At 74.8% G+C, this 22469-nt stretch carries 17 protein-coding genes and 2 pseudogenes; 14 read left to right on the plus strand and 5 right to left on the minus strand.

All coding sequences use genetic code 11. The annotated features are described in order from the left end of the window. Positions 1 to 33: 33 nt before the first annotated feature. The 3 genes from OG898_RS30865 to OG898_RS30875 all read left to right on the plus strand — a co-directional run bounded on the left by OG898_RS30865 (position 34) and on the right by OG898_RS30875 (position 3378). Positions 34 to 690 (plus strand): class I SAM-dependent methyltransferase, encoded by a 657-nt coding sequence (locus OG898_RS30865; protein WP_250741619.1) that lies wholly within the window; start codon positions 34 to 36, stop codon positions 688 to 690. A gap of 147 nt (positions 691 to 837) precedes the next feature. Continuing rightward, positions 838 to 2370 (plus strand): FAD-binding oxidoreductase, encoded by a 1533-nt coding sequence (locus OG898_RS30870; protein WP_266961405.1) that lies wholly within the window; start codon positions 838 to 840, stop codon positions 2368 to 2370. Between the two features lie 81 nt (positions 2371 to 2451). After that, complete coding sequence (locus tag OG898_RS30875) at positions 2452 to 3378, plus strand: serine protease (protein WP_266961407.1); 927 nt, start codon at positions 2452 to 2454, stop codon at positions 3376 to 3378. Here the strand turns inward: OG898_RS30875 and OG898_RS30880 are convergent. Beyond that, positions 3332 to 3724 carry a hypothetical protein gene (locus OG898_RS30880; protein WP_250741622.1) on the minus strand — a complete coding sequence of 131 codons (393 nt, stop codon included), beginning with the start codon at positions 3722 to 3724 and terminating at the stop codon, positions 3332 to 3334. The genes OG898_RS30875 and OG898_RS30880 overlap by 47 nt on opposite strands. 64 nt (positions 3725 to 3788) lie before the next feature. After that, complete coding sequence (locus OG898_RS30885) at positions 3789 to 4736, minus strand: AEC family transporter (RefSeq protein WP_266961410.1); 948 nt, start codon at positions 4734 to 4736, stop codon at positions 3789 to 3791. A 185-nt stretch (positions 4737 to 4921) separates the two neighbouring features. Between OG898_RS30885 and OG898_RS30890 the strand changes: the two are divergent. From OG898_RS30890 to OG898_RS30915, 6 genes and pseudogenes are all read left to right on the plus strand, one after another. Then, positions 4922 to 5955 (plus strand): annotated as a pseudogene (locus tag OG898_RS30890) (NADP-dependent oxidoreductase). A 64-nt stretch (positions 5956 to 6019) separates the two neighbouring features. Further along, entirely contained in the window at positions 6020 to 6775 is a 756-nt protein-coding gene (locus tag OG898_RS36355) for a MerR family transcriptional regulator (RefSeq protein ID WP_323184985.1), read from the plus strand. A gap of 239 nt (positions 6776 to 7014) precedes the next feature. Then, positions 7015 to 8253 carry a sensor histidine kinase gene (locus tag OG898_RS30900; RefSeq protein WP_250741625.1) on the plus strand — a complete coding sequence of 413 codons (1239 nt, stop codon included), beginning with the start codon at positions 7015 to 7017 and terminating at the stop codon, positions 8251 to 8253. Further along, positions 8250 to 8930 (plus strand): response regulator transcription factor, encoded by a 681-nt coding sequence (locus tag OG898_RS30905; protein ID WP_250741626.1) that lies wholly within the window; start codon positions 8250 to 8252, stop codon positions 8928 to 8930. The genes OG898_RS30900 and OG898_RS30905 overlap by 4 nt, the downstream gene beginning before the upstream one ends. A 169-nt stretch (positions 8931 to 9099) precedes the next feature. Then, a complete protein-coding gene (locus OG898_RS30910; RefSeq protein WP_266961413.1) occupies positions 9100 to 10143 on the plus strand; it encodes an alpha/beta hydrolase in 1044 nt (347 codons plus the stop codon). Further along, entirely contained in the window at positions 10140 to 11396 is a 1257-nt protein-coding gene (locus OG898_RS30915) for an acyltransferase (RefSeq protein WP_250741628.1), read from the plus strand. The genes OG898_RS30910 and OG898_RS30915 overlap by 4 nt, the downstream gene beginning before the upstream one ends. Positions 11397 to 11488: 92 nt before the next feature. Here the strand turns inward: OG898_RS30915 and OG898_RS30920 are convergent, their stop codons facing one another. Beyond that, positions 11489 to 11911: a DUF350 domain-containing protein gene (locus OG898_RS30920; protein ID WP_250741629.1), complete on the minus strand. Its 423-nt coding sequence runs from the start codon at positions 11909 to 11911 to the stop codon at positions 11489 to 11491. A 114-nt stretch (positions 11912 to 12025) separates the two neighbouring features. Between OG898_RS30920 and OG898_RS30925 the strand changes: the two genes are divergently transcribed. Beyond that, positions 12026 to 14008, plus strand: a complete 1983-nt coding sequence (locus OG898_RS30925) for a GNAT family N-acetyltransferase (RefSeq protein ID WP_266961416.1) — start codon at positions 12026 to 12028, stop codon at positions 14006 to 14008. Positions 14009 to 14928: 920 nt separating this feature from the next. On the opposite strand, the pseudogene OG898_RS30930 reads toward OG898_RS30925, so the two are convergent. Continuing rightward, positions 14929 to 16023 (minus strand): annotated as a pseudogene (locus OG898_RS30930) (AMP-binding protein); the annotation flags it as partial. Between the two features lie 136 nt (positions 16024 to 16159). Here OG898_RS30930 and OG898_RS30935 point away from each other — a divergent pair. The 4 genes from OG898_RS30935 to OG898_RS30950 all read left to right on the plus strand — a co-directional run bounded on the left by OG898_RS30935 (position 16160) and on the right by OG898_RS30950 (position 20210). Next, complete coding sequence (locus OG898_RS30935) at positions 16160 to 16546, plus strand: VOC family protein (RefSeq protein ID WP_250741631.1); 387 nt, start codon at positions 16160 to 16162, stop codon at positions 16544 to 16546. A gap of 117 nt (positions 16547 to 16663) precedes the next feature. Continuing rightward, the gene (locus OG898_RS30940; protein WP_250741632.1) at positions 16664 to 18592 is read left to right on the plus strand and encodes an ABC transporter ATP-binding protein; all 1929 of its coding nucleotides are present in this window, start codon (positions 16664 to 16666) and stop codon (positions 18590 to 18592) included. Positions 18593 to 18681: 89 nt separating this feature from the next. Next, the gene (locus tag OG898_RS30945; protein ID WP_266961419.1) at positions 18682 to 19062 is read left to right on the plus strand and encodes a VOC family protein; all 381 of its coding nucleotides are present in this window, start codon (positions 18682 to 18684) and stop codon (positions 19060 to 19062) included. A gap of 122 nt (positions 19063 to 19184) precedes the next feature. Beyond that, positions 19185 to 20210, plus strand: a complete 1026-nt coding sequence (locus tag OG898_RS30950) for a phytase (protein WP_250737943.1) — start codon at positions 19185 to 19187, stop codon at positions 20208 to 20210. A 49-nt stretch (positions 20211 to 20259) separates the two neighbouring features. Here OG898_RS30950 and OG898_RS30955 read toward each other — a convergent pair whose 3' ends face one another. Next, positions 20260 to 22428 (minus strand): regulator, encoded by a 2169-nt coding sequence (locus tag OG898_RS30955; protein ID WP_266961423.1) that lies wholly within the window; start codon positions 22426 to 22428, stop codon positions 20260 to 20262. Positions 22429 to 22469: the final 41 nt, after the last annotated feature.

A 22469-nucleotide genomic window follows, 5' to 3' on the forward strand; every position in this document is an offset into this window, starting at 1 on the left:
GTTCGGGGCGCGGGCGGGCTACTGTCCGGGGGCATGGCATCGACTTCGCACCTCAACTCCGTCCGGTCGTCCTACGACGCCGTCGCCGCCGACTACGCCGCGCTGCTGACCGGGGAGCTGGAGGGCAAACCACTGGACCGGGCCATGCTGGCCGCCTTCGCGGAGTACGTGCGCGGGGACGGGCCCGGCGCCGGCCGGGCGGTCGCCGACCTGGGCTGCGGCCCGGGCCGGGTGACGGCACATCTCGACGCCCTGGGGGTACGGGCCTTCGGAGTCGACCTGTCCCCCGCGATGGTGGCGGTGGCCCGCCGGACGTATCCGGGGCTGCGGTTCGAGGTCGGCTCGATGGCCGCGCTGGACATCGCCGACGGGGTCCTCGGCGGGGTGCTGGCCTGGTACTCCACGGTGCACACGCCACCCTCCGGGCTTCCCGCGCTGTTCGCCGAGTTCGCCCGGGTGCTGGCCCCGGGCGGGTACCTGCTCATCGCGTTCAAGGCCGGCGACCGGCAACTCCGGCTGGAACACGCGTACGGGCACCCGGTCGACCTCGACGTGTACTGGACCCCGCCCGAGCTGATCAGCGAACTGCTGGCCGGAGCGGGCCTGACCGAGACGGCCCGCCTGGTCCGGGAACCGGACGCCGCGGAGAAGTCCCCGCAGGGCTTCCTGCTGGCCCGCCGGGCGGACTGACGGCCGTACCGGGACGCCCCGCGCCACTGGACCGACGGCCGTTCCGGGCCGCCCCGCGCCACTCGGGCGTGGGCCGTTCGGGGGGCAAGCCGGTCCCCGTGGGCCCGCCTTCGCGGCGAACGGGCAAGGCGGTGGCAGGAAGGAGGGATGACCCTCCACCGCCGCCAGGTCCTCGCGGGAGCCGCCACGGGCGTCCTCGCCTCGATCGGCGCGACGGCCCGCCCGAAGGCCCGCCGCGCGGACCCGGACTACGGGGCGCTGTCCCGGAGCCTCGACGGGCGGGTGGTGACGGCGGCCGACCGGGACTACGACGAGGCACGGCAGCTGTTCCAGCCCCGCTACGACACGGTCCGGCCGGGCGCGGTGGCCTACCCCGCGCACCCCGGGGACGTGGCCGCCTGTCTGGACTTCGCCCGGCGCTCGGCCGTCCCCGTGGTGCCGCGCGGCGGCGGCCACGGCTACGCGGGCTGGTCCACCCGCGAGGCCGGACTCGTCATCGACACCGGCGCCATGGCGGAGGTGGCCACGGAGCCCGGAACCGGGGTCCGGATCGGCGCGGGCGCCCGGCTCGGGGAGGTGAACGCCGTCCTCGCCGCACGTGGCCTGGCCGTCCCGACGGGGCTGTGCCCCTCCGTCGGCATCGCCGGTCTCACCCTCGGCGGCGGGCTGGGCCTCTCCTCCCGCACCTGGGGCGCCACCTCCGACCGGCTCACCGAAGTCACCCTGGTGACCCCCGACGGGACGGTCCGCGAGGTCGCCGCCGACCGGGAGCCCGACCTGTTCTGGGCCCTGCGCGGCGGCGGGGGCGGCAACTTCGGGGTGGTCACCGGGTTCCGCTTCCGCACCCACCCGGTCTCCGACTGCGCCTTCGCGGAACTGCGCTGGTCCGCCGCCGACTCCCCCGCCGTCCTGCGCGGCTGGCAGCGCTGGCTGGAGGCGCTGCCCGATCCGTTCTGGAGCCAGGTGGAGTTCACCGTCGACGGCGGCCCGGTCGGCGCCCCGGCCCTGCGGGTGCTCTGCCTGGACGGCGGTCGCGCGGAGCTGGAGCGGGAGCTGACCCGGCTGTCCGACCTGGTGGGCGGCCCGCCCCGGGAGAGCGGGACCGTCGTACGCGGCTACGGGGACACCGTCCGGGCGATGGCGGGCTGCCTCGACCGGAGCCCCGCCGCGTGCCGGCTCCCGGGCAGCCTGCCGGGACACGATCCCCAGGGGCGGCTCGGCCGCGACTCCTACACCGCCCGGTCCGATTTCTGGGCCCCGGGCGGGCTCACCGAAGCGGCCGCCTCGGCGGTACTGGCCGCCCTGCGGCGCTACGCCGGGAGCGTGCCGCGCGGCGGGTTCGGCGTGGTGCAGTTCGACGGGGTCTGCGGCGGGGCCCTCAACCGGATCCCGGCGCGGGCCACCGCCTTCGCGCACCGCTCGGCCGGGTTCCTCGCCCAGTACCTCGTCTACTGGCCCGGCGCGGCTCCGGCCGCCGACGTCGGCCGGCACCAGGGCTGGCTGGACGGGCTCTGGCAGGACCTGCGGCCCTGGGCGAGCGGAGCCGCGTACCAGAACTACACCGACCCGCAACTGACCGGCTGGCGCGAGGCCTACTACGGGCCGAACCTGGCCCGCCTCGAAGAGGTCCGGCGCCGCTACGACCCGGACCGGCTGTTCCGCTTCCCCCAAGCCGTATAGCCCCCCCCAGCCCCTTGCCTCTCATCTCTTCAGCCCCTAGCCCTTCGCCCTCCCTGCCCATCCCCGAAGAAGGAGACGGACATGCGACGTACGTTGACGGTGGCGGCGGCCACGGCCGCCCTGCTGCTGCCCGGCGGGCCCCTGCCCGAGGCCGAGGCCGGCACCGCCCCGGCCAAGGCCCCGGCGACCGACCGGTGGTCGGCCCGGGAGGCGGAGTCGTTCTGGACTCCCGACCGGATGGCGTCCGCGGTGCCGATCAGCCGCGGCGGCGCCCCGGCGGCGGTGGACGGGACCGGCCGCGATTTCGACGGCATCCCGGTCGTCGGCCGGATGTTCGTCATGAAGGGCGGCGGCGCGTACTTCTGCACCGCGAGCGTGGTCGCCTCCCCCGGCCGCGATCTGGTGCTCAGCGCGGCGCACTGCCTGCTGGGGACGGACGCCCGCCAGGTGGCCTTCGTACCGCAGTACACGGCCCAGAACCCCCAGCCGTACGGGATGTTCCCGGTCCTGCGCGATGCGGCCGGCCGCTCCAAGGTGTGGATCGACCCGCGCTACCGCGAGCTCGGCGCCGACAAGGGCGCCGCCCTCGACGTGGCCTTCGCCCAGGTCGGCCCGGACGCCGACGGCTACCCCGTGGAGGACGTGGTCGGCGGGAACCGGCTGGTCACCGGCGCCCCGTACGCGCACAAGCAGGTCTCCCTGATCGGCTATCCGGCCTCCGCCGCCCGGCCCCGGCTGTGCGTGAACCGGACGACGAAGTTCACCAGCACCGATCCGAGGATCCCGGGATCGTTCCTGCGGATCGACTGCACCGGCTATCCGGGCGGCACCAGCGGCGGCCCGTTCCTGACCGGCTTCGACGAGCGGACCGAGACCGGCGACGTGGTCGGGGTGATCGGCGGCTGGAAGACGGGCGGGGACACTCCCGACACCTCCTACAGCTCCTACTTCGGCGCCGACGTCAGGAAGTTGTACGAGAAGGCTCTTGCCGGGGCGCGGGTGGCGTGAGCACCCGCACCCAGCGGGTGCGGCGCGGGTTGCCCACCGTGCGCGGGGTCGCCGGCAGCCCTTCCGCGGTCAGCGCCTCGGCAGGCGCGAGGCCGAGCTGCCGGCGCAGGTCCGCGAGGGCGGTGTGCACGGGTCCGAGGATGACCTCGGCACGCGGATGGGCGTACGCGAGGGCGTGCGCGGCCGTCTCGATGGCCTCGGCGGCGTCCTCGGCGGCGCCCCGGCTCCACCCTCCGGGGGCGGCGGCGCCCCACGGCGCGAGGGTGTCGTAGAGGTGGCAGGCGGCATCGGCCACGGCGTCGGCCTGTTCACCGACGCCGGGCGCCGCGATCGACGGGAGCTCCATACCCGCTCAACGAGCGGAGTCCGCCCGGGGAACGGAGGCCACCGCGGTCACGGAGACGGCGCGGTCACGCGGACACCGCCTGCAGCCAGAGCGGCAGCAGCAGGAGGGAGACCAGGGAACTCTTGATCACGACGGCGGCGGAGAGGTTCACGCCCACGTCGTAGCGCTGGGCGAAGATGAACAGGTTCTGGGGCGTCGGCATCGCGGCGATCAGCACGAGGTACGTGAGCCACTCGCCCCGGACCCCGAACAGTGCCCCGCACACCGCCCACGCCAGCAGCGGGAAAGCCACGCACTTGAAGCCGAGGAGCGCCAACTCCTCGCGGGTGGTGCCCCGGACGTCGAGTCCGATGCCGCCGAGGTGCAGTCCGAGGGCGAAGAGGGCCACCGGGGAGGCGCTGTCCCCGACGAAGGCGGCCCCGTCGAGGATCACCTCCGGGACGTGCACGGAGAGCAGGTTGAGCAGGATCCCGGCGTTGCAGGCGAGGACCAGCGGGGTGACGAGCGAGGCGCTGACGGCGCGGGACAGGCGCCGGGCCGGGCCGCCCGAGCCGGGGCCGGCCCGGCCCAGCTCCATGATGGCGATGACGACGAGCGACAGGACGCAGACCTGGAAGAGCAGCACCGGGAAGATCGGCGCCGCCGTCCCGAAGAAGGTGATGAAGACGGGGACGGCGAAGTAGGCGGTGTTGACCTGGACCCCGGCCATCACGCGCAGCGCCACGGCCCGCGGGTCGCGCAGTCCGGCTGCCGCGGAGGCGGCGGCGACGGCCGCGACCGCGAGGGCGGCGGCGGCCGCGTAGCCGCCGATGGCCCGCCAGTCGAAGAGGGCGGAGAGGTCCGCGGCGTAGATGTTGCCGAACAGGTAGCAGGGGACCGCGAAGAGGAAGGCGTAGTCGGCGAAGGCCTTGGAGGCCTCGGCGGGGACCACCTTGCGGCGCGCGAGGAGCACGCCGACGCCGAAGGCCAGCGCGACCGGTATCAGTTTCTCCAGCGCGGCAGCCCCGCCCATGCGTACCCGCTCCCGCCGTTCAGTGATCTTCCGAGCCGCGCGCAGTCTATGCCGAGCGCGTGCGGCGGCCCGATCGGGCTTGACCCTGACGCGCGGGTCAGGGTTTAGCTTCGGCGCACCCACCCGCCCCGGCCCGGTGGCGGCCGTCCGGGCCGTCGCCGGCCGCGCCCTGCCGAGGAGCCCCGATGGCCACGGACCTGCCCCGTACCGCACGCGAGATCCGGCTCGCCGCCCGCCCCGAAGGGCTGCCCGAGCGGGCGGACTTCGCCGTCGTCGAGGTACCGGTGCCGGAGCCCGGTCCGGGCCGGGTGCTCGTGCGCAACCGCCACTTCCTGGTGTTCCCCGGGCTGGTCACCCTGATCGGCGGCGCCGTCGAGGGGCTGCCGCTGCCCCCTCTGCACGCCGGTGACACGCTGTTCGGGCCGGCCGTCGGCGAGGTGGTGGCCGCCCCGGCCGACAGCCCGCTGCGGCCGGGCACGCTCGTCTCGCACCTGCTCGGCTGGCGGGAGTACGCCCTGGTGGACGCCGCCGACTGCACCCCGCTGGACGGCACCCTGCCCGACCCGGTGGCGTACCTCGCCCAGGGCTCGGCCCCGTACGGCGCGCTGACCCGGCTCGCCGGGGTGCGGCCCGGGGACACCGTCCTGGTCACCGGGGGGCCGGCGCGGTCGGGACCCTGGCCGGTCAGACGGCGCGGCTGCTGGGCGCGGGCCGGGTGATCGGCACCACCGGCTCCCCGGAGAAGGCCGAGCGGCTGGTGGCGGAGCTGGGTTACGACGCGGTCCTGCTACGGGGCACCGGGCGGCCCTTCGCGGAGCAGCTCGCCGGGGTGGCGCCCGAGGGGATCGACGTACTCGTGGACACGGTGGGCGGCGAGCAGCTCTCCGCGGCCCTCGGCGCCGCCCGGCAGGGCGCCCGCTTCGCCCTGGTCGGCGCGCTCTCGGGCCAGTTGGCGCCGGGGCGGGCCGGGGGCGTCGCCCCGGTGGAGATCGACTCGTTCCGGCTGGTCGTCAGGGGCGTCTCGGTGCGCGGGTACCTCGGCACGGAGCATCCGGGCGTGGAGGAGGAGTGGGCCGGGCGCTTCGGGTCCTGGCTGCGCTCCGGGGAGATCCGCTTCCCTCATGTGCGGATCCCGGGCATCGATCGCGCCCCGCAGGCGTTGCGCGCGTTGGCAGGAGGACGGCACTTCGGCGCGGTGGTGGTGGAATTGCCGGGGTAGTCCGGGCCGCGAACGGGCGGTTCGGGGACGGTGCGACGGTGCGGGGACACGGGGGTGGCACGGGATGCGGATCGGTGACGCGGCGGCGGCAGCGGGGACCACGCCCAGGGCGCTGCGGTTCCACGAGCAGCGCGGGCTCCTCGCCCCGCAGGGCCGCAGCCCCTCCGGCCGGCGGGAGTACGGGCCCGGGGACGCGGCCAGGATCCGGATCATCCGCGATCTGCTGGCCCACGGGTTCACCGTCGAGGACCTGCGCGGCGTGGCCGACCGGCTCCACCTGCTCGCGGCGGACCCACCGCCGAGCTGCGGCTCCGGCGGCGGGGTCGTCGGCCACCGGCTCGCCGTGCTCGACGCGGAAATCGACCGGCTCACCCGCTTGCGCGAGGCCCTGGCCCGCCGCGCGGGCCTACCCGGCTCCACCGCCCCTCCGAAGGCGGTACCGGAGCGGCCCGCAGTGACCGTCCCTGCGGCGGTACCAGGACCGGACCCGCTGCCGGACTCCGTGCCGGTGCCGGTGCCGGTGCCGGTGCCGGACCCGGTGCCGGTGCCGGACCCGGTGCCGGTGCCGGTGCCAGTGCCGGTGCCGGACCCGGACCCGGACCCGGTGCCGGACCCGGTGCCGGTGCCAGAACCGGACCCGGTGCCGGTGCCGGACCCGGTGCCGGTGCCAGAACCGGTGCCGGTGCCAGAACCCGTACCGAACCCTGTGCTGGGTCCCGGGACGGGTGGCGGCCGGGGCAGGGCCGGGCGGCCCGGTCGGCCGGTGGGCGTCGGGCGCGGCTCGGGCGGGCCGAGGGCGCATACGCTGGACCGATCATGAGCGAGCGAGCCCGATCCCGATTCCGATCCCTCTTCCGAGCCCGGCCGGGATCCCGGTCCCCGTCCCCGGACGGATCGCCGCATGGGTCTCCGTCGGGATCCCCGGCCGGTTCCCGGCCCGGATCCCCCGCCGGGTCCCCGTCCGATTCCCCCGCCGGCTCACGGTCCGGATCGCCGTCCCGGTCCGCGCCCGTCGCCGCAGGCGACCCCGCCTCCCCCGCCCGGCGAGGGCAGTTCGCGGTGGCGTTGCGTACGCCCGCCCGGGCGGCCGAGCCCCTGCTCGCGCAGGCGCCCGAGGCCTGGCAGCGGCTGCTGCCGTACGCCGTGACCGCGGTGTGCGTGATGGCGCTGCTGCCGGTGACGATCGCGGTGCTGACCAACGACTACAAGGCGGGCGGCGGCTGGGCCGGGGCACTGGGCGTGGCCCAGACCCTGCCGCTGCTGCTCGCCGTGACCCGGCCGCGCACCGCGTGGGGCCTGGTGCTCGTCGCCGACACGGTGGGGGCCGCGGTACTGACCCAGGCCGACGGGGTCGCCGGGCACGCCTGGCCCTGGACCCCGATGGTGATCATCGGCTACCTGGTGCTGATGGCCTGCCTGGGACTGCGCGAGTCCATCCGGACCCTGGTCGGGGTGTGGCTGGTGACCGGGGTGACGGGGGCACTGCTGACCGCCTTCGAACCGGACGGGGTGACCAACACGGTCGCCCTGCTGTTCGTCCTGGCCGGGGTGATGCTCGCGCTGACGGGAGCACTGCGCGGGCTCGGCGACGCCCGCCAGAAGGTCGCCGAGCAGGAGAGCATCAGCGAGGCCGAGCGCGCCCGCCGCACCTTGCTGGAGGAACGGGCCCGCATCGCGCGGGAGTTGCACGACGTGGTGGCCCACCACATGTCGGTGATCACGGTGCAGGCGGATTCGGCGCCGTACCGGCTCCCCGGCATGGCGGAGCCGGTACGCGAGGAGTTCGCCGCCATCGCGTCGAGCGCGCGCGAATCGCTGGGCGAGATGCGGCGGCTGCTGACGGTGCTGCGCGGCGACGAGGCGAACGGCGCCGACCGGACCCCGCAGCCGGGTCTCGGCCGGTTGCAGCAGCTGGTGGAGGCGACCGTACGGGCCGGGCAGCCGGTGGAGTTGGCGCTGGCCAAGGGCGCGGCCGGGGCGGCTCCGCCGGCCGTGGACCTGTCGGCGTACCGGATCGTCCAGGAGGCGCTGGCCAACGTGGTGCGGCACGCGCCGGGGGCTACGACGCGCATCTCGGTGACCTTCGACGAGGAGGAGCTCCTCGTGCTGGTGGTCAACGGTCCCGCGCGGGACGCGGTGGTGGCGCTGGAGACCTCGGGCACCGGGCACGGGCTGGTGGGGATGCGGGAGCGCGTACGGTTGACGGGCGGGACGCTGGACACCGGTCCGCTGCCCGACGGCGGCTTCCGGGTCGCCGCCCGCATGCCCATCAACACCGCTCCCGAGGAACCAAGTTGACCATCCGCGTGATCATCGTCGACGACCAGGCCATGGTGCGGGCGGGTTTCGCCGCACTGTTGTCGGCGCAGGCCGACATCGACGTGGTGGGCGAGGCGCCCGACGGACGCCAGGGGATCCAGGTCTCCCGCACCGTCCACCCCGACGTGGTGCTGATGGACGTCAGGATGCCCGAGATGGACGGCCTCAGCGCCGCCCGCGAGCTCCTCGATCCCCCGCCGGGGGTGGTGCACCGGCCGAAGGTGCTGATGCTGACCACCTTCGACATCGACGACTACGTGTACGAGGCCCTGCGCGCGGGCGCCTCCGGCTTCCTGCTGAAGGACGCCCCGCCGGCGGACCTGATCGCCGCGGTACGGGTGGTCGCCTCGGGCGAGGCGCTGCTGGCTCCGTCGGTGACCCGGCGCCTGATCGCGGACTTCGTCGAGCGGCGGCCCGCGCCGCGCCGCAATCCCGCGCTGCGGCTGAACGGGCTGACCCCGCGGGAGACCGAGGTGCTGGAGCTGATCGCGCGCGGGCTGTCGAACCAGGAGATCGCCGGCCATCTGGTGCTCGCCGAACAGACGGTCAAGACCCACATCGGGCGGGTGCTGGGCAAGCTGGACCTGCGGGACCGGGCGCAGGCCGTGATCTTCGCCTACGAGGCGGGGCTGGTGCGGCCGGGCGACGGCGGCTGATCCGCCTCCCACCGGCCCCCTCCACCGGCCTCCCCCACCGGCCTCCTTCACCGGCCGGTCTCCTCCACCCCCTACCGGGGTATGACATCCGACTTGGCTCCACGGTGCGACGCCCGGTGCGCCACCTCCTTCTTACCTTCCTCCTCGTCACGAGGAGAGGAGAAGGGGCATGCGCCGCTTCGCAAGGACACTGGTCACGGCCGCACTGGCGGCGGCCGTCGTCGCCGGCACCGCGGGATGGGCCTCCGCGGACGCCCAGACGGCGGTCACCGGCCCGCCGCCGGGCACCGCCGCCTGGCGGGCCGACTCGGTGTCCGGGCGGCCGCTGCCGGACCCGGAGCGGGCGACGCCGGCCGAGGTCGCGCGGTTCTTCGCCGGGCTGGACACGCCCCGGGCACGGGAGCTCGTACGGGTCCACCCGCTCGTGGTGGGGAATCTGGACGGGGCTCCGCTCCCGCTGCGGTACGAGGCCAACCGGCTGGCCGTACGCGCGACCGGCGAGCCGCGCTTCGCCTCCCTGGCCGCGCCCGGCCGGCAGATCCTGGCCTTCGACCCGCGGGGGCGGGGCACCGTCGCCGAGGTGTTCGGGGACCTGGAGCGGTCCGCGCACGTATCGGTGATCGTGCCGGGCTCGGACAACGACGCCACCACCTACGACCGCCCCCGGGCCGCGTACACCGGCCCGGCGGGCATGGCCCGCTCCCTGCGGTCCGCGACCGGGGAGACGGCCGCCGTCATCGCGTGGACCGGCTACACCACACCCGTCGGGGTGGGGCTGGACACGGCCCGCGGGCGGCTGGCGGAGGCGGGCGCGGTCCGGCTCGCCCGGTTCACCGAGGGGCTCGGAGCGGTCGGCGCGCCCGACCCGGTGCTGTTCTGCCACAGCTACGGCTCGGTGGTCTGCGGGCTGGCGGCCCGGCACACGGACGCCACCGACATCGTCGCCTTCGGCTCCCCCGGCATGCGGGCCGACAGCATCGCGGAACTGCGCACCGAGGCCCGGGTCTGGGCGGCGCGCGGGCCCTCCGACTGGATCTCCGACGTGCCCAACGTGGAGTTCGCGGGGCTCGGCCACGGAGCCGATCCCACCTCGGCGGCCTTCGGCGCCCGCCGGATCGACGCCGCCGACGTGGCGGGCCACACCGGCTACTTCACCCCCGGCACCCGGTCCCTGCAGGCCTTCGCCGCCATCGCGACGGGAGCGGGCCGATGAGCACGCTGGAGACCGGGCGTCCGGCAAGCAGGCAGGGCGTCCTCACCAAGGTGCGGGCGGCCGCCGGCCGGATCGACGCGAAGACCCCCGGCCACCGGGACCGGGCGATCGACGGGCTGCGGGCGCTGGCCCTGCTGGCCGTGCCGACCGGGCACTGGCTGCTCGGCGGGTTCACCCTCGACTCCGGCGGGGCCCTGCACAACGCGAGCCCCCTCTCCGCCTTCGGCGGCCTGGCCCCGGCCAGTTGGGTGCTGCAGATGCTCGGCGTCTTCTTCCTGGTCGGCGGCTACGCCTCGGCGCTCTCCTTCCGGCGGCACACCGGATCGGCCGGAGCCTGGCTGAAGGGCCGGATCGCCCGGCTGGGGCGACCGGTGCTCGGGGTCACGGCGGTGTGGGCGCTGGCCGCGCCGGTGCTGTACGCGGCCGGGGTGCCCGAGGCCACCCTGCGGACCGGGGCGAAGCTGGTGATCCAGCCGCTGTGGTTCGTCGGGGTGTACGTGGTGGTCACCGCGCTGACCCCGTACTGCGTGCGCGCCGCGCACCGGCTAGGCGGCTGGGCGGCGGCCCCGCTGCTCGCCTCCGTCGCCGTGGTGGACTTCCTGCGCTACGGGCCCTTCGCGGACTCGGTGCCCGGGTGGGTGGCACTGGTGAACATCCTGCCGGGCTGGCTGTTCGCGTACCAGCTCGGCATCGCCTGGGGCGAGGGCCGGATCGGGCGGCGCGGGGGATGGCTGCTGCTGGTGGGCGGGAGCGTGCTGTTCGCGGCCCTGCTGATGGTCTTCCACTACCCGGCCTCGATGGTCGGCGTGCCGGGCGAGGCCCGGACCAACTCGCATCCGCCGTCGCTGCTGGTACTGGCCCTGGCCGCGGCCCAGTCGGGCGCGGCGATCCTGCTGCGGGACCGGCTGGCGCGGCTGCTGGCCCGGCCGATGCTGTGGGCGCCGGTGGTCGTGATCAACCTGTGCGCCATGACGATCCTGTGCTGGCACCAGACGGCGATGCTGGCGGCCGCCGTGCCGGGGTCCTTCGCGGGCGAGCTGGCCGGGCTGACGACGGCGCCGGACAGTATCGGGTGGATCGTGGCGCGGCTGGCGTGGATGCCGGTGTTCGCGGCGCTGCTGGTGGGCATCGCCCGGTACACGCGCAGGTTCGAGCGGCCTGCGACGGGCCTGACCAGGGCCACGGCGGTGCGCCGGACCGTGGCGGGCCTGCTGGCGGCCGGGTTCGCGGTGTTCGCGCTGGGGTTGGCGTAAGAGCACGGCCGGAGCACCCGTACGAAACGAGAGCGCCGCTCCCCTCGGGGAGCGGCGCTCTCGTGCGATCTCGGTGTGAGCGTCAGAAGGCCTCAGGCGATGGACGCGGCGACGATCGCGGCGACCGCGAGGTTGCAGGAGGCCGTCACCCACACCGCGGGGTGCGGCTCGGGGTCGACCACGATGGCGCCGAGCTTGCCCGGGGTCACCAGGTCCAGCACCAGGAAGGCCACGGCCATCAGGACCAGGCCGAGGAGGCCGAACGCGGCCGTGGAGAGCAGGCCCTTGCCGAAGCTGTCGTACGTGGTCCAGATCGAGGTGAAGACGATGCCGCCGATGCCGAGCAGCGCCGAGGACAGCATCACGGCGGCGTTGCGGTTGCGCTCTTCCCAGATCTGCTTCGGCAGCTTGCCGGGGGTCAGCACGTCCACGAGGACGATGCCGAGGATGAGCAGCACCAGGCCGACGCCGCCGAATGCGGTGGTGCGGCCAAGTCCGTTGATGATGTCGCTCATTGGGAAGCCGTCTCCGGGGTGGGGTAGGTGGGGTAGGAAGTACGTCGCGTGCCTGTCGTCGCGGTGGCCGAATCTATCGCACGGCATGGCACCCGACCATGGGGAGGTCAGGAAATGGCAGAGCTCAGGGCCGCGCGGGCCGGGGAGGCCGCGGAGCTGACGAGGCTGGTCATGCGTTCCAAGGCCCACTGGGGGTACGGGGCGGAGTTCCTCGCCGCGTGCGCGCCGGAGTTGCGGATCGGGCCCGGGGACGAGGTGCGGCGGCGGATCGTGGTCGCCGAGGGCGCGGCCGGGGCTGCCGGATCCCGGTCCGGCGAAGGCCCTGCGGTCGTGCTCGGGCTCGCCTCCCTGGACGGGGAGCCGCCGTTCGGGCGGCTGGGGCTGCTCTTCGTCGAACCGGCCGCCATCGGCGCGGGTGTGGGGCGCCTGCTGTACCGGGACGTGCTGCGGCGCGCCGCCGGACTCGGCTTCCGCCGCCTTCTGATCGACGCCGATCCGCACGCCGCCGGCTTCTACCGGGCGATGGGGGCAGTGGCTTCGAGCTCCGAATCCGGATCCGGATCGGAATCGGGGCCGGGGCCGGGGCCGGAGCCCGGTCCGGACGCCGACGGCCGGCTGGTGCGGTTCGAGGTGGCGCCCGTGCCCCTGGCCGGCTGGGCGCGGGCCTGGACGGGCGGCGGGGCGGCCGTGCACGTGGGCAATGTCGCCGAGTACAACGCGCAGTTCGCGGACGCCTCCCTGGACCGGGAGCAGCGGGCCGCCCACCACTACGCCTGCCTGGCCGCCTTCTACAGTCCGCGGCCGGCCGCGCTGGTGCTGCCGCGCCCGGTGCCGCCGGGCTGGATCTCCCTGCTCGGGCGCCAACTGGACTGGCCCGCCGGGATGGAGGTGTACGACGGGCTCGCCGAGCGGGATCCGGGCCTGTCGCAGGCCGTACGGGACCGGCCGGCGCTGGCCGCGCGGCTGACCGGGACCGGGGCGCCCCTCGTACCGTGGGGCCTGACCGCCCCCTTCGCGCGGCTGGCGCGGCGGCCCTGGCGGCCGGACGAGCTGCGGTACGAGTCGAAGTCGGCGGCGCACGGACTGTTCGGGCGGATCCTCGCGGAGGGCGGGCACCCCGCGATCACGCTGCCCGCGCAGTGGCGGGCGGACACCCGGTGGGCCACGGTCCGGCTGCTGGCGTCCCGGACCAGGGCGGGCGAGAGCACCGTTCTCAAATCGGAGCACGGCGTCGGCGGCTCGGGCACCACGGTGCTGACCCCCGAGCGGGTCCGTGCCGCGGGCGGGGCCCGGGCGGTGGTCCGGACCCTGCCGCGCGGGCCGCTGCTGGTGGAGGAGTACGTACGCGGTCCGGCGGATCCGGCCGAGCCGCGCGACCTCACGTACGACGGGTTCGTGGACGCGGGGGGCCGGGTCCACGAGGTCGGTGGGGCGGTGATGGACGTGGCGGACGGCGGGTACCGCGGGGCCACGGTGGGGCCGGGGGTGGTACCCGGATGGGCGGAGGAACCCCTGCTGGCCTTCGGCCGGGCGGTGGGCACCGAGCTGTCGGCGGCGGGCTACCGGGGCTGGTTCGACGTGGACTTCGTCGCCGACGGCGCGGGCCGGCTCGCCCCGACGGAGACGAACCTGCGCCTGACCGGGCCGTCCGTCGCCTTCGTGGTGGCGGCCCGGCTCGACGAACTGCGGGGCGCGGGGCACTTCGTACGGATCGCCGACCGGGTGGAGCTGGGAGCCCGGCTGCCGGAGGCGGCCTTCGGCGAACTGTGCGAGCGGCTGTCCCGCCGGTGTGCCTCGATGGGCGCGGTGTTCCTCCCCGCCATCCCCACCGGAGCCTTCGAACCGGCGCCCTGGATGGGCGCCCTGGTGGCCGCGACCGGCAGGGAACTGCTGGACGCGGCCGAGCGGGTGGTGCGGGCGGAGGCGCTGTCCGTCGGGGCGATGTTCGAGCGGGCCGACGAGGCTCAGCCGGCCGGATCGTCGGCCCGGGACCCGTCCCGGGCCCGCGCCGACGCCTGCCTCGGAACCGGTGCCGCGACCGACGCCGGGTCCCCGTCCTCCTCGTCGAAGACGCTGCGCGGCGGACGGGAGACGTAGACCGCCACGATCCCGGCGCAGATCATCAGCGGGATGTTGAAGGCGTAGACGAGCGCGGCCTGTTGGGGCCAGTCCTGCTTGGCCGCGAGCCGGTAGAAGTTGTCCTGCGGCCACCAGGCGGCCAGCAGGTAGACGATCGCCAGGTGGGCGGCCTTGGTGATGCGGGGGCCGCGGCGCCCGTGGCGGCGCATCCGGGACCGGCCGGCGAACAGGAACCACACACCGGCCGCGAACGCCCAGCATTCGCACATGTAGAGGAGGAAGAAGAGCGTCGCGAACGGGTTCGGAACGCCGGTGAGGTCCATGGAGCCGGGCCAGAAGATCAAGGTCAGGATCATGGTGAATCCCGCCACCAGGACCAGCCCGACCGCCATGAAGAAGATGAGGCCGGCCCATCCGGCGACATTGGGCCCCGAGTCCCCTCGCCCGTACTTGCCGCCGTACTTGCTCCCGCCCCCGCTGCGATCGACCCCGCCGCGCTCGTCACCGGCCCGTCCCGGCGGCATCGGGAGCGCGGCCCGCTGCTCGCGGCCGGCCCTGTCCCGGGGCATCCTGCGCAGCCGGACCACGGCGCCCGGCATCATGGTCCCCGGGAGCCTGCCCGCCAGGTGGCGCCGGAGCTCCCGGCCGTCGGGGAGGTCGGAGCCCGGGGGCCAGGTGTCGTTCTCCGCGGCCGGTGCGAGGAAGGCGACGAGCACCGGCCGCGCGTTCACGCCCGTACCGGCGCCCTCGACCTCGGCCAGGAGTGCGGAGCCGACCGCTTCGTGGCTGCGGATCGCGGACTCGACGGGATGCGGGTCGAGGGCCTTGCCCTCCACCGTGAGCCGGTCGCGGATCCGGCCGCGGAACGCCAGCAGTCCGTCGGGGCGCAGCACTCCGAGGTCCCCGGTCGGGATCGGTTCGGCGCCGCCGGGCACGGTGAGGTGGATCTCCCCGTCCCGTACGTCCAGTCGGCAGCCGGGGAAGGCCGTTCCGATCAGCGAGAGCTCCTCGGCCCCGTCCAAGGGGGCTGCGAGCTGCGGGAGTTCGAAGCGGGCGCCGATGCCCGCCGCTTCGGTGGGCCCGTAGACGTTGAGCAGCCGGGCGCCGGGCCGCAGCCGGGCGAGCAGGGCAGCCTGCTCGTCGAGGTAGAGGCGGTCGCCGGCGACCGTGACCATGCGCAGGGACCGCAGCCCCTCGTCGGGGCGGTGCAGGGTCCGTGAAAGGGAGGCCTCCCGGTCGCGTACGAGGAGCTGGGTGGCGGTGCCGGGATCAGTGTGCAGGACGGTGACCCGCTCGGCGTCGACGGCGCGGCGCAGCGACTCCGGGGTCCAGTGCGGGCCTTCGGGCAGGACGAGGGCGCCTCCCTCGCACAGGGCCCGCGTCCATCCCGCGGCGAAGCCGGTGAGGTCCGGGGCGGCGGTGATCAGGTGCCGGTCCTCGGGAACCGGCCCCGCAACGCGGGCCCACCCTTCGTGGGCGGCGAGGAGCCGTTCGTGGGAGAGCGGTACGGCCCGCCGGTCGGGACCCCCGGTGAACAGCACGGCGGCCGTGTCCCCCAGAGGTGCCCGGTCCGGCGGGTCGGTGGACAGCCCGGCGGTGGCGACCGCGTGCTGCCCGCCGGTGTGGATCACCCGCAGGTCGCCGCCGTCGTCGAGGCGGGCCTGGTCCGCGGCGTCGGCGACCAGGGCGAAGGGGCGGGCGGCGGCGAGCTGGCGCTGCCCGGTGCGCGGGTTCTCGACCTCGATGACGGTGTAGGCGGCGCCGGCCTTGAGGATGCCGAGGAGGAGGACGAGGAGCTCGGCCCGCGGGGCGGAGCACACGGCGACGACGGCCCGTTCGGGCAGTCCGCAGTCGAGCAGGTGGCGGGCCGACTGGTTGGCGCGTGCGTCGAGCTGTCCGTAGGTGAGGCTCTCCGTGCCCGCGGCCACGGCCTGGGCTCCCGGGGTGTCGCGGGCCCAGCGTTCGAAGCGGGAGAGAACGGTGTCGCCGGCGTGCCGGCCGGAGTGCGTGAAGGGCTCTGATCCCTGCGTCATGGGCCGATTCTGGCACCGGGCACCGACAGGGACGAGGGCTGCGAAAATCCCTCGTACGAGCGACGGTTGATCCACTATCGTCCTGCGCTGGTGCCGACTGGTACCGGTGAACAGGTTTCAAGTGGGCGGAGGCCGCATGGCCAAGGAAATCCAGGTGACGTACGACTGCGCCGATCCGGGCGCGCAGGCAGCGTTCTGGGCGCAGGCGCTGGGCTATCGCGTCCAGCTGCCGTCCGATGGCTCCGCCGACTGGGCGGCCATCTCGGATCCGGACGGCAAGGGGCCGCGGCTCTACTTCCAGCGGGTCCCGGAGGCCAGGACGGAGGCGAAGAACCGCCTGCACCTGGACGTGCGCTCGGCGCCCGGTCTGAAGGGGGACGAGCGGATGGCCGTGCTGGAGGTGGAGGCCGCCCGGCTGGAGGAGCTGGGCGCGAAGCGGCTGTACCGTCTGGAGTCCGACGAGGAGAACGAGGGGATCATCGTGATGACCGATCCCGAGGAGAACATCTTCTGCCTCGACTGACCGGTCGACTGACCGGTCGGCCGACCACTCCACTGACCTGTCGAACAGGGTTCCTGGTCACCCCATGGCCACCTCCCCCTTGACCTCAAGTTTGGTTGAGGTCCTACCGTTCGGCTCATGGATATGGAAGTCACCGCCTGGACCTCGCTCCACAGCGCGATCAACGCCCAGCAGGACCGCCGGCCGCTCTCGCGGGCCGGGCTGCGCCGGATCGCCGCCTTCGCCCGCCCGCACCGGCGCGGCCTGACGTTCTTCCTGCTGCTCAGTGTGGTGACCGCGCTGCTCGCGGTGGCCACCCCGGTGCTCGCGAGCCGCGTGGTCACCACGATCGTCGAGGGCCGCGAAAGCGGTACGGTCACCCGCCTCGCCCTGCTCATCGCGCTGATCGCGGTCGCGGAGGCGGGGCTGGGGCTGGTCCTGCGCCGCTTGTCGTCCACCCTCGGTGAGGGGCTGATCCTGGATCTGCGGACGGCCGTCTTCGACCACGTGCAGCGGATGCCGGTGGCGTTCTTCACCCGGACCCGGACGGGGGCGCTGGTCAGCCGGCTCAACAACGACGTGATCGGTGCGCAGCGGGCGTTCAGCAACACCCTGTCGGGGGTGGTGTCCAATACCGTGACGCTGCTGCTGACGCTGACCGTGATGCTGGGCATCTCCTGGCAGATCACCCTGCTGGCCCTCGTGCTCCTGCCGGTGTTCGTGCTGCCCGCCCGCCGGATGGGGGTGCGGATGGCGGCCCTGCAGCGGGAGGCCTCGGCGCTCAACGCCTCGATGGGCACGCAGATGACCGAGCGCTTCTCGGCGCCGGGCGCCACGCTCGTCAAGCTGTTCGGGCGGCCCGACGAGGAGTCGGCGGAGTTCGCGGCGCGCGCCGCCCGGGTGCGGGACATCGGGATCCGGACGGCGATGGCCCAGTCGGCCTTCATCACCGCCCTCACCCTGGTCTCCGCGCTGGCCCTGGCGCTCGTGTACGGGCTCGGCGGCCACTACGCGCTGGCCGGCACCCTGGACGCGGGCTCGGTGGTCGCCCTCGCCCTGCTCCTGACCCGGCTGTACGCGCCGCTGACCGCGCTCGCCGGGGCGCGGGTGGAGGTGATGAGCGCGATGGTCAGCTTCGAGCGGGTCTTCGAGATCCTCGACCTGAAGCCGCTGATCTCCCAGAAGCCGGACGCCCGCCGGGTGCCCGAGGGGCCGGTGGCGGTCGAGTTCGACAAGGTCTCCTTCGGCTACCCCTCCCCCGACAAGGTGTCCCTCGCCTCCCTGGAGGAGGTCGCGACCCTCGACGCGCGGGGCGGCACCGAGGTGCTGCACGAGGTCTCCTTCCGCGCCGAGCCGGGGCAGATGATCGCCCTGGTCGGCTCCTCGGGCGCCGGCAAGTCGACCATCGCGCAGTTGCTGCCCCGGCTGTACGACACCGACGCGGGCGCGGTCCGCCTCGGCGGGGTCGACGTACGGGACCTCACCGCGGACTCCATCCGCGAGACGCTCGGCATGGTCACGCAGGACGGCCACCTCTTCCACGAGTCCGTACGGGCCAACCTGCTGCTGGCCCGCCCGGAGGCGGCGGAGGAGGAGATCTGGGAGGCCCTGCGCCGGTCCCGTCTCGACGGGCTCGTGGCCTCGCTGCCGGACGGGCTGGACACGGTCGTCGGTGAGCGCGGCTACCGGCTCTCGGGCGGGGAGCGCCAGCGGCTGACGATCGCCCGGCTGCTGCTGGCCGGCCAGCGGGTGGTGATCCTGGACGAGGCCACCGCCCATCTGGACTCCACCTCGGAGGCGGCCGTCCAGGAGGCCCTGGCCGAGGCCCTGTCGGGCCGGACCGCCGTGGTGATCGCGCACCGGCTGTCGACGGTGCAGGCGGCCGACCTGATCCTGGTGGTGGAGGACGGCCGGATCGTGGAACGCGGCACCCACGCCGAGCTGCTGGCGGTGGGCGGACGGTACGAGGAGCTGTACCGCACCCAGTTCGCGGCGGGCGGCCCGGACGGGGACACGCCGGCGGCGCAGGCCGTCCCGGGCGGCGCGGCGGCGGTCTCCGGCGGATGATGGCCAACGGGGCGGCCGCACCCGGCCCCCCGGAAGCACGGAAGCACGGAAGCACGGAAGCACGTAGACACCGGAGTCAGGAGAAGCCGATGGACATCAAGCTGGAACTGGTCGCCGTACCGGTCACCGACATCGACCGGGCCAAGGCCTTCTACGAACGCATCGGCTTCCACGCCGACCACGACATCACGGTCAGCGAGGAGATCCGCTTCGTCCAGCTGACCCCGCCGGGCTCGGCCTGTTCGATCGCCATCGGCAAGGGCCTGACCCGGATGACACCGGGTTCACTGGACAACATGCAGGTCGTGGTCGCGGACATCGAGGAGGCCTTCGCCGACCTCAAGGGCCGGGGCATCGAGGTGACGGAGATCGAGGACATGGCCTGGGGCTCCTTCGTCTACTTCTCCGACCCCGACGGCAACGGCTGGGCGGTCCAGCAGACCACCCCGCGCACGGCCTCGACGGGCTAGGGGCCGGCCGGCCGGGTGTGTGCGGTCCGGGGTTCGCCGTCCCCGGTTCAGGTGCCGTTCACGCCGGGCTCCCCCGGCCTGCCTAGCCTCCCTCTGTCCGTCCCCGACCTGAAGGGAATCCGGTGTCCTTCACCGTCTCCGCCCGTCGAGCAGTGCTCCCCGCCGCCGTCCTGGCGGCCCTGGCCGTCCCGGCCGCGCCCGCGCAGGCGGCCTCCTTCTCCGTCACCGCGACGGTGGAGACCGCCCCCGTCTCGCACAGCGGCGACGCCGCCGACGACCCGGCGATCTGGGTCCACCCCACGGACCCCGCCAAGTCCGTCGTCGTGGGCACCGACAAGAAGGGCGCGCTGGAGGTCTACGACATGACCGGTGCCCGGATCCAGCGGATCAGCGGCGACTACGGCAACAACGTCGACCTGCGCGGCAACATCGTCGTCACCGCCGACGACGAGGCCGCCGGCGGCAACGGCGCGATGCACATCTACCGCATCGACCCCGTGACCCGGCAGCTCAAGCGGCTGAAGGACGTGCCCACCGAGGTCACCGCCCACGGCATCTGCCTCTACACCTCCCCGGCCTCCGGGAAGCTGTACGCCTTCCCCAACTCCACCTCGGGGCGGGTCGAGCAGTGGGAGCTCGCGGTCAGCGGCGACTCGGTGACCGCGACCTCCGTGCGCCTGTGGGACGCGGGCTCCGCCGTCGAGGGCTGCTACGCCGACGACACCACCGGCAAGCTCTACCTCGGCGAGGAGGACGTCGGCGTCTGGATCTACGGCGCCGAGCCCACCGCCGGGACCACCCGCACCAAGCTCGACTCCACCGGCTCCGCCGGCCACATCACCGCCGACACCGAGGGCATCACGGCCGCCGGCAACCGGATCTACGTCTCCTCCCAGGGCAGCAACGACTTCACCGTCTACGACCGCACCACCCACGCCTACCTCGGCCGCTTTGCCGTCTCGAACGGCACCGCCGCCGACGACTGCGAGGACACCGACGGCATCGACGCCTCGGCGGCCGACCTCGGCCCGGCCTTCCCGCAGGGCGTCTTCATCTGCCAGGACGGCTCCAACGGCGCCCCGGGCACGAGCGGCAACCAGAACTTCAAGTTCGTCCCGCTCCAGCGCATCACGGCGAACTTCGCCTGACCCCGCGAGAAAACCGGCGGTCCGGACTGCGAGCGGCCCGTAGGCGGGCTCAACTCTCGTACGGACGGGGCCGGGTGCGCAGGACGTGGCCGTGCCGGAGGCCCTCGCGGAAGGCCGCCTCGTACGCCTGGTCGCCGAGCGCTCCGCGCGCCGTGCGCTCGAACTCCTCGCGGACAGACGCCAGTTCGGGTGTCCCGCGCTGCGGGTGGCCGACCGCCTGCCAGTAGGCGTGGCCGGTGCCGTACGCGCGCGCCGCCCCGGCCCCGTCCCCGGTCGCCGCGCGGGCCGCCGCGAGCAGGTCGAGGCCCAGGGCCGTGCCGAAGCTGTCGCCCAGCTCGCGCTTGCCCTCCAGCATGGCGCGGGCGTGGACGGCGGACTCGGCGGGGCGGCCCTCGAAGAGGCAGATCAGGGCCAGTTGGTAGTCGGCGTAGGCGCGGGTCCAGTGTTCGCCCCGCTCGGTGCAGCCGGCGCGCAGCAGTTCCGCCTCGTCCCGGGCGTCGGTGAACAGGCCCGTGCCGGTGAGCGCGAAGACCCGTACGAGGTGGCAGCGGATCCGGGGCCCCGAGTCGAAGGGCGTGCCGGGGAAGGCCTCCAGGGCGTTGTCGGAGACGATCCGAGCGGCCAGCGGCCGCCCGGCCAGCAGGTGGCTCAGGCCCAGCAGGTAGGCGGCGTCCAGCGCCGGGCGCGCATCCCCCTCCGGGCCCTCGTCGAGCCCCGCGGCCAGGGCCTCGCAGCCGACGGCGATCCGGTGGGCCTGCTCCTGCTCGCCCTGGAGCAGCAGGGTGACCCCGAGGGCCCACAGGGCGCGCACCCGGATCCTCGGGTCCACCTCCTCGGGCCGTACGGCGGCCAGCGCCCGCTCCAGGTAGCCGCGCGCGGCGTGCAGGTGGCCGCAGCAGGCCCAGTAGAAGCCGGCCCGGGCGGCCAGGTCCAGGGCCCGCTCCGGGGCGGTGGCCAGGTAGTGGTCGAGGGCCGCGCACAGGTCTCCGTGCACCGCCTCGACGCGCCGGTACCCGATCCGCTGGGCGGGACCGAGCCAGTCCCGTTCGGCGGCGCGCACGAGCTCGGTGAAGTACGCGGCGTGCGCCTCCCGCAGGGCCTCGCGCTCCCCGGCCTCGTCGCGCCACAGGGCTCCGTACTCCCGGATCGTGTCCAGCATCCGGTACGAGCCGTCCGCGCCCCGGCGTACGACGGACTTCGCGACCAGGGCGTCGAGCAGCGGGGGGACGTCCGTCTCCGTGAGCGGGGCGGCGGAGCAGACGGCGCGTGCGGCCGCCTGGTCGAAGGCTCCCCCGAACACGGACAGCCGGAGCCACAGCAGCCGTTCGCGCGGTGCGCACCACTCGTGGCTCCACCCAATGGCGGTGCGCAGCGCGCGGTGGCGCGGCGGCTGGAGGGGGACGGATGCGGATGCGGGGCCGGGCGGGCGTGCGGGGCCGGGTGCGGACAGCGGGCCGATCCTGCGGGCCAGCCGTACGGCCAGTTCCTCGATGGTGTGGTCGGCCAACTGCGCGGCGGCCAGTTCCAGCGCGAGGGGGATCCCTTCGAGACGGGCACACACGGAGCGGGCGGCCGCGAGCCGGGCCTCGGTCCAGGGCGGCGCCTGCCCGGGGGCGGCAGCGGCGGCCCGCCGGGTGAACAGGGCGAGGGCCTCCTCGGCTCCGAACGGGTCGATGGCGTGCGGCAACGGGCCGATGTCCAGGACCCGTTCCTCCGCGAGCCCGAGCGGCTGCCTGCTGGTGACGAGCAGGACGAGGTGCGGGGCCGCGTCGAGCAGCTCCCGTACGAGGCTTCGTACGGCGGTCACCAGGTGCTCGCAGCAGTCCAGTACGAGGAGCAGCCGGCGCCCGCCGATCCATTGCCGCACCGCTGCGGCCGGGGTGCGGGCGGTGTGGTCGGCGAGGTCCAGCGCGTCGGCCACGGTGGCCACGAGCAGCCGCTCGTCGGGCAGCGGGGAGAGATCGGCCCAGTGGACCCCGTCGGGGAAGGGGCCGGCCGCGGCGGCGGGCTCCGTCGCACCGGCGCCTCCGGCCGTACCCGCCGCCCCCGCGAGGCCGGACGCGCGGCGGGCCAGGCGGGTCTTGCCGACGCCGCCCGGCCCGGTCAGGGTGATCAGCCGGTCCTCACGCAAAGCCCGTTCGAGTAGGGCCAGTTCACCCGTCCGCCCCACGAAGGAGGCGGAGCCCGCGGCCTCGTACCCGTCGCCATGTCCCAGCACCCGCCCAGTGTGGCGTACGGGACGGGTGCCCTGGGGCGATC

This window comes from Streptomyces sp. NBC_00193 (assembly GCF_026342735.1).
Classification (GTDB): Bacteria; Actinomycetota; Actinomycetes; order Streptomycetales; family Streptomycetaceae; genus Streptomyces; species Streptomyces stoeckheimensis.